The sequence below is a fragment of the Bacillus sp. FSL K6-0069 genome (assembly GCF_038007785.1).
Taxonomy (GTDB): domain Bacteria; phylum Bacillota; class Bacilli; order Bacillales; family Bacillaceae_G; genus Bacillus_A; species Bacillus_A mobilis.
The window spans coordinates 802013-817970 of record NZ_JBBOXN010000001.1; the positions used below are offsets into that span (position 1 = coordinate 802013).

Below are 15958 nucleotides of genomic sequence, written 5' to 3' on the forward strand. Positions count from 1 at the left end.
TAATGAGAGCAAGTGACGATAAAGCACTGCAATATGCGATTGCGGAAATTACGGAAATTGCGACTGGATTTGGGCTTGATTTCTATCCGATGCGTTATGAAATATGTCCAGCTGAAATTATTTATACATTTGGTGCATATGGGATGCCGACGCGGTTTTCACATTGGAGTTTTGGAAAACAGTTTTTCAGAATGAAATTACAATACGATTTAGGTCTTAGTAAAATATACGAACTCGTTATTAACTCTGATCCATGTTATGCCTTTTTATTAGATACGAACTCGTTAATTCAAAATAAATTAATTGTAGCGCACGTTTTAGCACACTGTGATTTCTTTAAAAATAATATTCGCTTCTCTAATACGAAACGAGATATGGTGGAGAGTATGGCGGCAACGGCTGATCGCGTGAAAGCATATGAGCATAAGTACGGAAAGGCAGAAGTCGAAACCTTTTTGGATGCCGTACTTGCTATTCAAGAACATATTGATCCGTCGCTTATGCGCCCGAAACTGGCGTGGAGTATTGATGATTTAGAAGAAGAAGTAGAAAAGAAAAAGGCATCGCAATACGATGACCTATGGAATTTAGATGATCGTAATAAAAAGAGAGAACGGCCCAATGTACGTAAAAAGAAGAAAATTCCGCCGCAACCAGAGAAAGACTTACTCCTCTTTATTGAAGAATATAGCCGTGAACTAGAAGATTGGCAGCGAGACATATTAACGATGATGCGTGAAGAAATGTTATATTTCTGGCCGCAACTTGAAACAAAGATCATGAATGAAGGCTGGGCATCGTACTGGCATCAACGTATACTTCGCGAAATGGACTTAACATCTGATGAAGCAATTGAATTTGCGAAATTAAATGCAGGTGTCGTACAGCCATCAAAAACAAGTATTAACCCATACTACCTCGGTATTAAAATGTTTGAAGATATTGAAGAACGCTACAACAACCCGACAGAAGAAATGAAACGAAGAGGCGTTAAACCAGGTTCTGGTCGCGACAAAATTTTTGAAGTACGCGAAATTGAATGGGATGTATCGTTCTTAAGAAACTACTTAAATAAAGATCTCGTAATGAGAGAAGATATGTACTTATTCCAGCGCCAAGGAAAAGAATATAAAGTAATAGATAAAGAGTGGGAACATGTACGTGATCAGCTCGTAAATATGCGAACAAATGGCGGTTTCCCGTACTTAGTAGTAGAAGACGGGGACTATTTAAAGAACGGAGAATTGTACATTAAACATAGTTACGAAGGAATTGAGCTCGATTTAAAATACTTAGAAAAAGTATTGCCATACCTTCATCAATTATGGGGAAGAACAGTGCATATGGAGTCCATTGTGGAGAGTAAGGGCGTTGTATTTTCTTATGATGGGAAGATGGTGCATCGGAAGTATGTGTGATGAAAAGAACGGACATAGAATGCTATGTCCGTTCTTTTTATTTGTTTCAAATTTGTGAAAGAAAGCCATATATATTGAAAATGACTTTTGTATATTTTATTATATACCCACACGGGTATTTGTTTTTCGTTTGTAATACATTGAGAAAATTAAACAAGATGGAGGTTTGAAATATGTCTAGAAAAATTATAGTAGTAGGTGGAGTTGCAGGCGGGGCATCAGTCGCTGCAAGGCTTCGTCGCTTAAGTGAAGAAGATGAAATTATTATGGTGGAGCGCGGTGAATATATTTCATTTGCAAATTGTGGATTACCATACTATATTGGTGGTGTTATTACAGAAAGACAAAAGTTATTAGTACAAACTGTTGAAAGAATGTCAAAGCGATTTAATCTAGATATACGTGTATTGAGTGAAGTGGTAAAGATTAATAAAGAAGAGAAAACAATTACGATAAAGAATGTAACTACAAATGAAACATATAACGAGAAATATGATATTTTAATTCTTTCGCCAGGGGCAAAACCAATTGTTCCACCTATTCCAGATATTGAAGAAGCAAAGGCGATGTTTACGTTACGAAATGTACCTGATACAGATCGTATTAAAGCGTATATTGATGAGAAGAAACCACGTCATGCGACGGTTATTGGTGGTGGATTTATTGGAGTTGAAATGGTTGAGAACTTAAGAGAACGAGGAATGGATGTTACTCTTGTAGAGATGGCAAATCAAGTAATGCCACCAATCGATTATGAAATGGCAGCATATGTGCATGAGCATATGAAAAAGCATAATGTTGAGCTTGTTTTAGAAGATGGTGTAGATGCATTAGAAGAGCACGGGACTGTTGTACGTTTAAAAAGTGGTTCAATCATAAAGACAGATATGATTATTTTAGCAATTGGTGTGCAACCAGAGAGCAGTTTAGCGAAGGATGCAGGGTTAGCACTAGGAGTTAGAGGAACGATAAAGGTAGATGAGAGTTTTCAAACGTCGGACCCGCACATATATGCAATTGGTGATGCGATTGAAGTGAAAGATTTTGTTACAGAAACAGAGACAATGATTCCGTTAGCGTGGCCAGCTAATCGTCAAGGGCGCATGTTAGCAGATATTATTCATGGTCATACAGATTCTTTATATAAAGGTACGATGGGAACTTCTGTAGCTAAAGTTTTTGATTTAACAGTTGCTGCGACGGGAGTAAATGAAAAAATATTAAAACGATTAAATATACCCTATGAGGTAGTACATGTACAGGCGAATTCTCATGCTGGATACTATCCGAATGCTACGCCAGTGCTAATAAAATTAATTTTTAATAAAGATAGTGGAAAAATGTATGGAGCACAGGCGTTAGGGCGTGAAGGTGTAGATAAGCGTATTGATGTTATTGCAACGGCAATGAAGGCGAATTTAACTGTAATTGATTTGCCAGATTTAGAATTATCATATGCTCCGCCCTATTCTTCTGCAAAAGACCCAGTAAACATGGTGGGGTATGCAGCAAGTAATATAGTAGATGGTTTTGTGGAAACAGTACAATGGCATGAAATAGATCGTATTGTTGAAAATGGTGGATATCTTATTGATGTTCGAGAGCCTAATGAACTCAAACAAGGAATGATGACAGGCTCTATTAATATTCCGTTAGATGAATTACGTGATCGTTTGGATGAAGTGCCGGTAGATAAAGAAATATATATTACTTGCCAGCTTGGTATGAGAGGGTATGTTGCAGCGCGCATGTTAATGGAAAAAGGATATAAGGTAAAGAATGTAGATGGTGGCTTTAAATTGTATGGGACAGTATTACCAGAACGTGTTGTATATTAATATTTTTTCATCTTCCATTTCAAAACTTGGTGGAAGATGAAAGCCTATATAGTAAGGTTTCACTTCTTGTTTTATGCACATATAAGATAAACATTAAAAATAGGGGTTTACAAAATACCCTGCAGGGTATAATATATTGTCATAAGCTATAAATAGTGACATAATGGTAATGAGGTGATTATAGAATGGAATATAATCAAGATATGAAAAATAGATTGAAACGTATTGAAGGTCAAGTTCGTGGTGTACTTCGTATGATGGAAGAAGGAAAAGATTGCCGAGAGGTTATTACACAGTTAACGGCATCTCGTTCTGCACTTGATCGTACAATTGGACTTGTTGTGGGGACAAATTTAGAGCAATGTTTACGTGAGCAGTTTGAAAGTGGTAACGGTTCAAATGAAGAGTTAATTAAAGAAGCTGTTCAATTACTTGTAAAAAGCCGATAATCTGTCAAACATAAGTGTTGACAGATTTTCAAAAACATTTTAATATACCCCTACAGGTATATGTATATACGTTATGGAGGAATCGACTATGAGTATAAAAGTGGATATGAGTTTAGATTGTAAAGGATTGGCTTGTCCGATGCCGATTGTGAAGACGAAGAAGGCGATGGAAGGTTTGATATCAGGGCAAGTGATTGAAGTTCAGGCAACAGATAAAGGGTCTACTGTAGATATAAAAAGTTGGGCGAGTAAAGTAGGTCATCAATATATCGGGACGAAACAAGAAGGTGATCTATTGATGCATTACGTTAGAAAAGCACATGAGCATGAAGTGAATGAAGTAGTGAAATATCCTCATACAATTACAAATGCGGAGTTGGAAGAGTTATTATTAAGCGGTGAAGAATGTATTGTAGTAGATGTTCGTGAAGCGGCAGAATTCGCTTTTGGTCATATTCCAGCGGCTATTTCAGTTCCATTAGGCGAAGTGGGCAGTGCAGCATTAGATCAGACGAAGCAAATTTATGTTGTTTGCCGAACTGGTAACCGTAGTGATGTAGCTTGCCAAATGTTGAAAGAGCGAGGGTATGTAAATGTGAAAAATGTCATTCCAGGTATGTTAGAGTGGCAAGGGAATGTGGAAAAATAAAGTGAAACTTTAATCAGTGGGGGTTTTCTTCATCCCCCACTGATTATTAGTTGAACCAATCGGACTTTTATGGGCAGTTGATCCCCAACCTAACTTCTTTGCTTTCGCTGAATTTTGAGCTGGGGGTCTTACTGCCCATTAAAGCGGGATAAAATTTTAAAAATAAAAATATACCTACGGGGGTAATTAGATGAGCATTAAACCGTTATATGCAAAAGATGTTGCAGAGAAAGTTTTATTCGGAGAGTTGTTTATTTTAGATGTTCGTAATGAGACGGATTATGAAGATTGGAAAATTGAAGGAAGACAAATTTCTTCTATAAATAAACCGTATTTTGATTTGTTAGATGGTGTAGATCATATTGTAAGTGAATTACCGAGAGAAAAAGAAATTTTAGTCGTATGTGCGAAAGAAGGTTCTTCGCAGTTTGTTGCTGAGCAATTAACAGAGGCCGGATTAGAAAATATTTATTATTTAGCTGGCGGTATGAAAGCTTGGAGTGAATATGTGAAGCCGTTAAAAGTAGGCGATGTACAGGGCGGAGGGAGTATATATCAATTTAACCGTCTTGGAAAAGGTTGCTTATCATATATGGTCATTTCAAACGGTGAAGCTGCAGTTATTGATGCAGTAAGAACAGTTGAAGCGTACGAAGAGTTTGCAAAAGAGCATGGCGTTACGATTACGAATGTAATGGATACACATTTACATGCAGACCATATTTCGGGTGGACGTAAGTTAGCTGAAAAAGTAGGTGGTGCGTATTGGTTACCGCCAAAAGATGCGGAGGAAGTCGTTTTCTCATATAAACCACTCGTTGAAGGATCTGTTATTACGGTGGGGGGTACCAAGATTGAAATTGATGCATTATACTCACCGGGGCATACGATTGGAAGTACATCATTTATTGTAGATGATTCCTATTTATTATCAGGTGATATTTTATTTGTAGATTCAATCGGACGTCCAGATCTTGCTGGAAAGGCTGAAGATTGGGTGAGTGATTTACGAGAAACTCTATATAACCGATATAAAGTACTATCTCAACAATTAATCGTGTTACCAGCTCATTATTCAAAAATAAGTGAAATGGATGAGAATGGTGTTGTGAGCGCAAAGTTAAACGATTTATTTGCGTATAATGCAGGACTAAACATTGAGGATGAGGGAGAGTTTCGTAAAGTTGTAACGGAGAATTTACCACCTCAGCCGAATGCTTACGAAGAAATTCGTCAAACGAATATGGGTAAAATCCATCCGAGTGTGGATGAAGAGCGTGAAATGGAGATTGGTCCAAACCGTTGTGCAGTTCATGAATAATGAAATAAACAAATAAAAAAATGGAGGAATAGATGATGAATGTAAAACAAGTATTAGATGCGAAAGGTTTAGCATGTCCGATGCCGATTGTAAGAACGAAGAAAGCGATGGATACTTTACAAACTGGAGAAGTGTTAGAAGTACATGTAACGGATAAAGGGTCAGTTAAGGATATTCCAGCGTGGGCAAATAAAGGTGGTCATGACATTGTAAAGCATGAAGAAGAAGCTGATGTGCTAAAGTTTTGGATTAAGAAAGCGTAGCATGTTTATAAATGTAGAGAGGTTGGTTATATGAATACAATATTAAGTACGCTTTTCATTGTACTGGCTGCAGCGCTTGTTATTTCACGTTTTTTACCGGTGAAAGGTGTTCAAAATATAAGTGGAAAAGAATTAAAGAGTATAGCAGGAAAAAAGGGAAAACAATTTATCGATGTTCGCACAGTAGGTGAATATAGAGGGAATCATATGAAAGGATTTCAAAATATCCCGCTAAATGAGTTAGCGAGTAAGGCAAATCAGTTAGATAAAAATAAAGAAGTAATCGTTATTTGTCAGAGCGGGATGAGAAGTAAGCAAGCAGCAAAGGTATTAAAGAAATTAGGATTTCAGCACGTTATCAATGTTTCAGGCGGTATGAATGGCTTGTGAGGAGGAAATTTAAAATGAAAGAAATGACAGCAAAAGAATTAGAAGAAAAATTGTTACGTAAAGAAGTAGTAAATATCGTAGACGTACGTGAAGTAGAAGAAGTCGCCGAGGGGAAAATCCCAGAAGCGTGTAATATTCCACTAGGATTATTAGAGTTTCGAATGCATGAGTTGGATAAAAAGAAAGAATATATTATCGTTTGTCGCTCTGGCGGAAGAAGTGGAAGAGCAGTTCAGTTTTTAGAGAGCTACGGTTTCCGAGCAATCAATATGGTAGGTGGTATGTTAGCGTGGGAAGGTAAAGTCGTATAGTTACAGAGATAAATGATTTGAGCCTTTTTACAAATAATAATATACCCCTATAGGTAATTGGAGGGAGAACAACATGGAACAACAGAAGAAAACAACAATCGTTTTATTTAGCGGAGATTATGATAAAGCGATGGCTGCTTATATTATTGCAAATGGTGCAGCGGCGTATGATCAAGAGGTGACTATTTTTCATACTTTTTGGGGCTTAAATGCTTTAAGGAAAGATGAACATGTGAAGGTAAAGAAAACTTTCATAGAAAAAGTATTTGGAAAAATGATGCCGCGTGGTGCGGATAAGATGGGATTATCAAAAATGAATTTTGCCGGTATGGGACCAAAGATGATTAAAGGTATTATGAAAAAACATAATGCGATGCCTTTACCGGATTTAATGGATTTGGCGAAAGAACAGGGAATTAAACTTGTGGCTTGTCAAATGACGGTAGATTTATTAGGGTTAAAAGAGGAAGAGATTATGGAAGGGGTAGAGTTTGCAGGAGTAGGAGCTTATTTAGCAGATGCTTCGGATGGGAATGTGAACTTATTCATTTAAATCACCTTCTTTTTAGAAGGCGGGGGATATAAGGTGAGTTTAGTCGTATTACTTTTTATAATTGGGTTTATTGGATCGTTTATATCAGGAATGGTTGGAATTGGCGGTGCGATTATTAATTATCCGATGATCCTATACATTCCGGTATTGCTAGGATTTACTGGCTATACGTCACATGAAGTGAGTGGTATTACAGCGGTGCAAGTATTCTTTGCAACTTTTGCAGGGGCATGGGCCTATCGGAAAAGTAATGATATGGATAAAACGTTAGTTATGTATATGGGAGCTAGTATATTAGTAGGAAGTTTCATAGGGAGTTTTGGTGCTAACGTATTAGAGGAACATACGGTTAATGTTGTTTATGCAGCGCTAGCAACAATTGCTGCTATTATGATGTTCGTACCGAAGCGAAATAATGGTGATAAAGTGAAATATAATAAATGGTTAGCAAGTTTGCTAGCGTTTATTGTAGGTGGAGCATCAGGCATTATAGGTGCTGGCGGTTCTTTCTTATTAGTACCGATTATGTTAGTGATTTTAAAATTGCCGATACGTACAACAATAGCGACATCTATTGCTATTACGTTTATTTCCTCAGTAGGGATTACGACTGGAAAAGTGATAACTGGGCAAGTGGTCGTAATTCCAGCTCTTATTATTGCGATTGCAAGTATCATTGCTGCGCCGCTTGGAGCGCGAGTTGGGAAGAGGATCAATCAAAAAGCATTGCAATATATGTTATCGATTTTGATTGTAGGCACTGCTGTTAAGATGTGGATTGATATGATATCGAAATAAAAGGATGGAGCTGCTTGCAGCCCATCCTTTTATTTATCCCGCATTAACGGGCAGTAAGACCCCCCACCTCAAAATTCAGCGGAAGCAAAGAAGTTAGGTGGGGGATCAACTGCCCGTAAAAGCCCGATTGGTTCAACTAATAATCAGTGGGGGATGAACAAAACCCCCACTGATTAAAGTTTCACTTTATGCCCAAATAACTTTCATTAAGTTTTTATATTCGTCATTTGCTAATTTATATAGCATTCTCGTATGTTCAAAGACAAGTGCTGGATTAAAGTTTGGTTCTGAGAATGCAAGCGATGCTGAAATATCAATTGCATTTTGCTTGTTTAATGTGAATTTTGCAAATCGATAAGATGTGTTTAATTCATTGATAACGTGCAAAATGTCATTTGTTGATGTTGCATCAGGTACGTGAGCAACATTGAAGCAGTATATATCCACAGTAGGATGTTCGTTTTGGAAAGCAGCGATTAGTTGAATTTTTGCGCCAGCTTCTGTTTCTAATCCTACTGAAAAATGAACAGAACCATCATTTTCATCTATATTTTCTTCCATGTATATATCATTTGATTTTAAGTAGTCTTTAAAATCTGAGATGTTATGTTTTACTGCAGCTTTCATATGTATGAGCCCCCTGATAATTGGAATAGATTGCTATTATTTATTATAATTTAAAAATATTAAAAAAGATAGTTAGAAAGTTCTGATTTTTGATATTGAAGAAATAAAAAAGAAGCAGCTCTCTACCTCCATAGAGAACTGCTTCTTTTTATTCATTGTCGTTAGACGATGTTTCTGTATCTTCACTGCTATTTTTATTTTTCACTTCATTGTTACTTGATTCGCGTTCACTTGAATTTTCTGACTTAGATTCTTTTGTTTTCTCTGTGCTTGTTTTCTTCGAATCAGAGTCTGTTTTTGTATATGCAGGTAATCCAAGGTGAGCACGAAGATCGTTTGTAACTTTTGCTAATTCTTTTTTATCTGGATTGTAGTAATATGTTCGGCCGCCACCAGCAGATTGGCTACATGTATCGTCGCCTTTTGCCATATAGCAGTCTTCACCTTGAAGTTGTAATTTCTCAATGTCTGAATCCGATCCATACTTATAGAATGAAAGCATATCATCGAATGTTAAGTTTGTAACGAATTGTCCGTTAATATCATCAATGATGTTACCAACTTTTGTTACAGATCCAACGCTTGTTAGTTTCTTTAAAATCGCTTCAATAACGAGCTGTTGACGTTGCCCACGCATTGCATCACTATCGATGTGGCGCGTTCTAGCAAGAGCAAGAGCTTCTTCACTATTTAGCTTTTGAACACCTTTTTTCAGATGAATTGCATCAGCATTATCATTACTATCTTGTTCAGTAAATTCAACTGGTACATCGACTTCAATCCCGCCTAAATCATCGACAATTTTCATAAATGATTTGAAATTAAACTTTACAAAGTAATCGACAGGAACATTCATTAATTTTTCAACTGCATCAATACTTGCTTGTGGTCCACCATCTTTTCCGTTTTTAGTAGAACCGTATGCATGAGCGTGTGTAATTTTATCTTTTTTCTTTTCCACTGGAATATACGTATATGTATCTCGTGGAATACTTAATAGTTTTACAGTTTTGCTATCTTTATTAAACGTTGCAAGTAATAGTGCATCCGTTCTTATAGCTTCACCATATTCTTTCCCACGGACATCGCTTTCATCAACACCCATTATTAAGACAGAGACATTGTTCGTAATAGGTTTTACAGCTTTGTCACGTAAATCAGATTTATCACCGCGCGCTAAATCGTGTGCGGCATTTCGAACAGCAGAAGATGCTTTATTTACTAAAAACCAAGTATAACCGCCACCTATTATTAAAAAGAATAGAATAACGCTTATAATAATTTTTGTTTTTTTCTTACTTTTTTTCGGTTTACTGCGTGTATTTTCTTGCAAAGATGGGTTTTGCTCCATTTCCTGTACTCCTTCATTTGGATTGAAATACGACACTCACATCCACTTATTATAATGAAATTTAGCGAAAAAAAACATTACAAATCATTTACATTTCGTAAAAATTCAATTTATTTATAAAAAGTCAGATTTCTATATTTTATTTTTCAGATGTAGAATAAGTATAAGGTTTTTTAGTAGAAATGAAAATACGTATTGTGAGAAAGTGATAGAGAAGTAAGATTTGTTGAAATATAGCCAAGAAGAAATGAGTAGTTTTACTTATTTCTTCTATATAATAAAGAAGAATTTGACGGATAAAGGAGAGAGCATAATGAATCATACATCATTCCGAGCAATCGTTGTGAACGAAACAGAAAGTAAGCAGTTTGTAAGAAACGTTGTAGAGAGAGAAGTAAGTAGTTTACCTGAGGGGGACGTATTCATACAGGTTCATTATTCTTCATTAAATTATAAAGATGCACTTTCAGCTACTGGTAATAAAGGTGTAACGAGAACATATCCTCATACGCCAGGAATTGATGCAGCAGGAGAAGTTGTGGGTAGTAAAGGTGAAACTATTAAAGTAGGCGATCAAGTCATTGTAACGGGTTATGATTTAGGGATGAATACTTCTGGTGGTTTCGGAGAATATATTCGCGTGCCGGCATCTTGGGTTATCCCTTTACCAGAGGGAATGTCATTAAAGGAAAGTATGATGTACGGGACAGCAGGTTTTACAGCGGCCTTATCAGTGTATAAGCTTATTGGAGCAGGGATCACGCCTAATATGGGAGATGTGTTAGTAACGGGTGCCACAGGCGGCGTAGGGAGTGTAGCTGTAAGTATTTTAAGTAAGTTAGGATTTAACGTAGTAGGAGCGACAGGGAAAATGGAAGAAGAACAGATGCTACTACGTTTAGGAGCGAAAAAAGTGATTCATCGTACGGAGTTGAATGATGAATCAGGAAGACCAATGTTAAAAGGGATATACGCCGGGGTTATCGATACTGTAGGTGGACATATGCTAGAAACTGCTTTAAAAACGGTAAAGTATGGTGGCTGTGTAACGACATGCGGCAATGTGGCAGGCGAGGAATTACAAACAACGGTATATCCGTTTATTTTGCGAGGCATAAGCCTTTTAGGGATAGATTCTGTGCAATGCCCAGTGGATGTGAGAAGAGATGTATGGACGCTCTTAGCAAGTGAATGGGAAAATAATGAGTTACTATCTTATACAGAAGAATGTACATTAGAAGAGTTAGATGAGAAGTTTACACTTATATTGCAAGGAAAGTTAAAAGGAAGAACGGTTGTAAATATGAAATGAAAAAAGAGACGCTCACGTTAGCGTCTCTTTTCTATTATAATGATTGTTTTAAATTGATTTTACCTTGTTCACCTAAAACACCATCAGCGATATTTACAGCGTGATCACCGATACGCTCTAAGTTACTTACCATATCGACGAAGATGATACTTGCATCACCTGAACAGCTACGTTCGTTCAGACGTAATACGTGACGTTTACGAAGAACACGTTCCATTTGGTCGATTTTACGTTCTTTTGCAATAACAGTTTGAGCTAGCTCAGTATCGAAGTTTGTTAAAGCTTCAACTGCATCTTGTAATGTTGAAATTGTTAACTCAAGCATTTCATTTAGTTCAGCTAGTGCTTCGTCTGATAGAGAAACACGGTTTGAAATTTGGAAATCTACAAGTTCTACAAGGTTTTCTACATGATCACCGACACGTTCAATATCTCCAACTACACCTGCTAAAACAGAATGCTTCTCAGAGTCTGTTGGTGAAAGTGGCTTTTCTGATAGTAAAACTAAATACTCGGTAATTTTTTTATCTAAATTGTTAATAGCGCCCTCTAATTGAGTAGCCATATCAGCGTGTTTTTTGTCTTGTGTATTTAAAAATTGATTTGCTTCTTTTAATCCATGTAATGAGAACTCCGCCATACGGATGATTTCTTTTTGAGCTTCTGTTAAAGCGATAGCTGGAGATTGCTCAATAAAGATTGGATTTAAATGTTGTGGTTTGAAATCAATAGCAGAATCTTCACCACGAATAAGTTTTGTTACAATCCATGCTAATACAGCGATGAATGGGAATTGAATAACTGCATTTGTTACGTTAAATGTTCCGTGTGCAAATGCAATTGTCATTTCTGGATTTAAGTTTAATGATGTTTGGAAATATTGAATTAAGCTTGTAAATGGTACTAATAAAATCGTAAATATGATTGTACCGACGATATTAAAGATAACGTGAACTAATGCTGCACGTCTTGCGGCAATAGAAGTACCGATTGCTGCTAATACAGCTGTAATTGTTGTACCGATATTATCACCGAATAATACAGGAAGCGCAGCTTTTAAATCGATTGCACCTTGACCGAATAGTTCTTGCAAAATACCAATTGTTGCACTTGAACTTTGTACAATTAAAGTGAAGACTGTACCAACAACAACTCCTAAAATTGGGTTATCACTCATGCTAACCGTTAACTCTTGGAATGACTCTAGAGAGCGAAGCGGTTTCATACCTGCACTCATTAATTCTAAACCGAAGAATAACATACCAAAACCGAATATAACTTGACCTAAAGAATGAACCTTTTTATTTTTAAAGAAGAATAGTAAGATAGCCCCAACTGCCATAATTGGAAGAGCGTATTCTCCGATTTTAATTCCGATAATAAATGCAGTAACTGTCGTTCCGATGTTCGCACCCATAATAACACCAATTGCTTGTCTTAATGTCATAAATCCGGCACTTACAAGTCCGACTGTTAAAGCTGTTGTTCCTGAACTTGATTGGATTAATACAGTAACTAACATACCTGCTAGTACACCCATAAGTGGGTTTGTTGTAAAGCGATCTAGAATATCGCGAAGACGATCTCCAGCTGCTTGTTGCAGTCCATCGCCCATGTATTTAATACCAAATAAGAAAATACCTAATCCACCAATGAACTGGAAGATCATATCTTGAATATTGTATTCCACGCATTCCACTCCTTAAATTTCATGTACGATGTAATTATTAACTAAACCTTGAGGTACTGTAAACGGTTTATCAGTAAAATTTACACTAAATTTACAAAGGGATGAAAAGTTTACAATTCTTTAAAGAAACAGCTGGATTTAATTGGTTTAAGCCCTATATAGACAGTGTTTTTTGTAAAGAAATCACACTTTTTAGAATAGTATTATTCAGTTGAATATGAAGGAAAGCGTCTGCGAGTTCATCGTATATTTTTTGATGAAAGTTAAAAAAATATGTAGGAAAATGATTTTATAAATTTATTTCTCGTTATTCATCTCTTTTTTGTGCATAAAAAAAGCCACTGAAATTATCCAGCAGCTTTTTCTCTGTTTTTATTGCCATGCTTTTGCTTTCTTATACTTGTGATGTAAATGAACAGGAAAGCAATAAGTAATAGAGAAGAATAGCGATATACAGTTGCGTAGTTTGTAAAATGTGCAATGAATCCAAATATAATTGCGCCAGCACCAATTCCAAGGTCAAATGCTGAGAAGAATGTAGCTGTTGCGACTCCTCGTCGGTGCGGTGCTACTCGGTCAATCATCCATGCTTGTAGTGCTGGTTGAATCGCTCCAAATCCACTTCCGTAGCATGCTGCTGCGATAATTAAACTCGGAATGGTAGTTGTATACGACAATAAAATAATACCTGCAAACGTAATAATAACTCCTGGAATAATAACGAACGCATGACCTTTCGCATCGTATAATTTTCCAGAAAACGGACGAGTGACAGCGATTGCAAGTGCATTAAATAAGAAGAAGAGGCTTATATCAGCAATACCGACTTCCGTAGCAAATAATGTAATAAAGCTCCCGATTCCGCCGTACATTAATGTAATACATAATATTAATAATGAAGGAAGTAAAGCTTTGCGCTCAATAAATCCGTCGAGAAAAGTACCAGATGTTTGCTGTGGTGGTTGCGGCGATTTTTTGATTTGAAGTAGTTTCGTTAATATTAATGAAACAATTGTACAGGAAAGTGCACATAAAAAAAGAATCGTGAAGTTATATGTTTGCATCAGCCAAAGTCCGATAAGTGGACCGAGCGCCATTGCAATCGTTCCAGAAAGGCCGAAATATCCCATACCTTCACCGCGGCGAGCTTGCGGAATTAAATCTGAAACGACAGTTCCATATGTAGTCGTTGTAATACCAAACCCAGCTCCGTGTAAAATTCGAACGGCAAGCAATAGGAAGATAGTTGAAGCGAAAAGATAACTGCCCATAGCGAGTAAACAAATAGCAGTACCAATCATTAAAATGATTTTTTTGCTGAACTTTTGCAATGCATTTCCAGTTAGCGGTCTAACAAAAAGTGCTGCAACGGTAAACATACCGACAACAAATCCAATATTGGAACTTGTGCCACCAATTTCTTTCACATAAACAGGTAAAGTAGGAATTAACATTTGAAACCCTAAAAACATACATAAGTTTGCTAGAATTAGCGCAACAAACTCTTTCGTCCATAACGGTTCTCGTTTTACGAGTATTGCCTCTCCCATATATTCATCCCCTATATAAAATTATCTCTGTTCTTTCGAGTATATGTATTGGTCAATGTAACAGTCAAGGAAGGTGCCTTGAAAACGTATAACAATTTTTGAGGTGAAAAAACTGACAAATTTGTGTAAAAGCTACACAACTATGAAAAAAAGATGTAAAGTATAGATGTATAGACTTGTAGTTGTTATGAATGATAGAAATTGTTTTTTCTTTAAAGAAAGCGGATTCAAAAAGTAGTGAATGAGAAGGGGATATATACTTTTTCACTACATATATTTGAAAAGGTTTACAAAACAATGAAGAAAGAGGCGTGTACATATGAGACGATTAGGTATTTCTATTTATCCAGAACATTCAACAGTAGAGAAAGATAAGGAATATTTAACATTAGCAAGTAAATACGGATTTAATCGTGTATTCACATGCTTATTGTCTGTAGATGGAGAAAAAGAGAAAATTATAGAAGAGTTTAAAGAAACGATCTCCCATGCAAATGCATTAGGGTTCCAAGTATTAGTTGATATTAGTCCATCTGTCTTTACACAATTAGGTATTTCATATAATGATTTATCGTTCTTCCATGAGTTAGGAGCGTACGGCATTCGTTTAGATGTCGGTTTCTCTGGGTTAGAAGAATCGATTATGACTTACAATCCATACGGCTTAAAAATTGAAATTAATATGAGTAACGGTACGAAATATGTAGATAACATTATGAGTCATAGACCAAATCGTGAAAATTTAATTGGTTGCCATAATTTTTATCCACATCGTTATTCAGGATTATCATACGATCATTTCATTAAATGCTCGAAACAATTTAAAGATTACGGTATGAGAACAGCTGCCTTTATTTCATCATTTGATGCAACATACGGACCTTGGCCAGTAACAGAAGGATTATGTACGTTAGAGCAGCATCGTGAATTACCGATGACAACACAGGCGAAGCATTTATTTGCGACAGAATTAATTGATGATGTTATTATTGCAAACGCGTATGCGTCAGAAGAAGAATTACAAGCACTAGGTGCATTAAATAAAGAGAAACAAACATTTGATATAGGACTATACGATACAACAACAGAATTAGAAAAAATTATCGTATTAGACGAGCCTCATTTTTACCGCGGAGATGTATCTGAATATATGATTCGCTCGACACAAAGTCGTGTGAAATATAAGAAAGAAGAGTTCAAACCGCATAATACACGTGAAATTAAACGCGGTGATCTTTTAATTGATAATGAACAGTATGGTCAATATAAAGGTGAATTGCAAATTGCTTTAAAAGATATGGTGAATACAGGAAAAACAAATGTAGTTGGCCGAATTGTGGAAGAAGAAATTTTCTTATTAGATTATTTACAAGCATGGGATAAATTCGGGTTTACATTAAAGAAATAGATTAAATAAAAAAGGAAAAAACTACTGACT

16 protein-coding genes are annotated in these 15958 nt (G+C 36.3%); 12 read left to right on the forward strand and 4 right to left on the reverse strand.

All coding sequences use genetic code 11. The features are described from left to right. The first annotated feature begins 2 nt into the window (after positions 1-2). From spoVR to MHB74_RS04145, 10 genes are all read left to right on the forward strand, one after another. Positions 3-1418: a stage V sporulation protein SpoVR gene (gene spoVR, locus MHB74_RS04100; protein WP_061679151.1), complete on the forward strand. Its 1416-nt coding sequence runs from the start codon at positions 3-5 to the stop codon at positions 1416-1418. Between the two features lie 173 nt (positions 1419-1591). After that, the gene (cdr, locus tag MHB74_RS04105; protein ID WP_061679150.1) at positions 1592-3256 is read left to right on the forward strand and encodes a CoA-disulfide reductase; all 1665 of its coding nucleotides are present in this window, start codon (positions 1592-1594) and stop codon (positions 3254-3256) included. 185 nt (positions 3257-3441) lie between these two features. Beyond that, the gene (locus tag MHB74_RS04110; RefSeq protein ID WP_000456206.1) at positions 3442-3705 is read left to right on the forward strand and encodes a metal-sensitive transcriptional regulator; all 264 of its coding nucleotides are present in this window, start codon (positions 3442-3444) and stop codon (positions 3703-3705) included. Positions 3706-3793: 88 nt separating this feature from the next. Further along, entirely contained in the window at positions 3794-4354 is a 561-nt protein-coding gene (locus tag MHB74_RS04115; RefSeq protein ID WP_061679149.1) for a sulfurtransferase TusA family protein, read from the forward strand. Positions 4355-4544: 190 nt separating this feature from the next. Next, positions 4545-5675 (forward strand): MBL fold metallo-hydrolase, encoded by a 1131-nt coding sequence (locus tag MHB74_RS04120; RefSeq protein WP_061680165.1) that lies wholly within the window; start codon positions 4545-4547, stop codon positions 5673-5675. Positions 5676-5707: 32 nt separating this feature from the next. Further along, positions 5708-5938 carry a sulfurtransferase TusA family protein gene (locus MHB74_RS04125; protein WP_048526303.1) on the forward strand — a complete coding sequence of 77 codons (231 nt, stop codon included), beginning with the start codon at positions 5708-5710 and terminating at the stop codon, positions 5936-5938. A 30-nt stretch (positions 5939-5968) separates the two neighbouring features. Continuing rightward, the gene (locus tag MHB74_RS04130; protein WP_061680164.1) at positions 5969-6328 is read left to right on the forward strand and encodes a rhodanese-like domain-containing protein; all 360 of its coding nucleotides are present in this window, start codon (positions 5969-5971) and stop codon (positions 6326-6328) included. Positions 6329-6342: 14 nt separating this feature from the next. After that, positions 6343-6639, forward strand: coding sequence for a rhodanese-like domain-containing protein (locus MHB74_RS04135; protein WP_061680163.1), 297 nt, complete (start codon positions 6343-6345; stop codon positions 6637-6639). 73 nt (positions 6640-6712) lie between these two features. Next, on the forward strand, positions 6713-7192 hold the full coding sequence (locus tag MHB74_RS04140) for a DsrE/DsrF/DrsH-like family protein (RefSeq protein WP_000437730.1): 480 nt from the start codon (positions 6713-6715) through the stop codon (positions 7190-7192). Between the two features lie 33 nt (positions 7193-7225). Continuing rightward, entirely contained in the window at positions 7226-7990 is a 765-nt protein-coding gene (locus tag MHB74_RS04145) for a sulfite exporter TauE/SafE family protein (protein ID WP_061680162.1), read from the forward strand. Between the two features lie 186 nt (positions 7991-8176). Here MHB74_RS04145 and MHB74_RS04150 read toward each other — a convergent pair whose 3' ends face one another. Beyond that, a complete protein-coding gene (locus tag MHB74_RS04150) occupies positions 8177-8617 on the reverse strand; it encodes a hypothetical protein (RefSeq protein WP_000642361.1) in 441 nt (146 codons plus the stop codon). Positions 8618-8765: 148 nt separating this feature from the next. After that, the gene (locus MHB74_RS04155; RefSeq protein ID WP_061680161.1) at positions 8766-9968 is read right to left on the reverse strand and encodes an LCP family protein; all 1203 of its coding nucleotides are present in this window, start codon (positions 9966-9968) and stop codon (positions 8766-8768) included. 313 nt (positions 9969-10281) lie between these two features. Between MHB74_RS04155 and MHB74_RS04160 the strand changes: the two genes are divergently transcribed. Beyond that, the gene (locus tag MHB74_RS04160; protein WP_061680160.1) at positions 10282-11280 is read left to right on the forward strand and encodes a YhdH/YhfP family quinone oxidoreductase; all 999 of its coding nucleotides are present in this window, start codon (positions 10282-10284) and stop codon (positions 11278-11280) included. A gap of 34 nt (positions 11281-11314) precedes the next feature. On the opposite strand, the gene MHB74_RS04165 is transcribed toward MHB74_RS04160, so the two are convergent. Together MHB74_RS04165 and MHB74_RS04170 are read right to left on the reverse strand one after the other, a co-directional pair. Then, positions 11315-12970: a Na/Pi cotransporter family protein gene (locus MHB74_RS04165; RefSeq protein WP_061680159.1), complete on the reverse strand. Its 1656-nt coding sequence runs from the start codon at positions 12968-12970 to the stop codon at positions 11315-11317. A gap of 347 nt (positions 12971-13317) precedes the next feature. Beyond that, positions 13318-14520, reverse strand: coding sequence for an MFS transporter (locus MHB74_RS04170; RefSeq protein ID WP_061680158.1), 1203 nt, complete (start codon positions 14518-14520; stop codon positions 13318-13320). A gap of 319 nt (positions 14521-14839) precedes the next feature. Between MHB74_RS04170 and MHB74_RS04175 the strand changes: the two genes are divergently transcribed. Next, positions 14840-15928 (forward strand): DUF871 domain-containing protein, encoded by a 1089-nt coding sequence (locus MHB74_RS04175; protein ID WP_061680157.1) that lies wholly within the window; start codon positions 14840-14842, stop codon positions 15926-15928. Positions 15929-15958 lie beyond the last annotated feature (30 nt).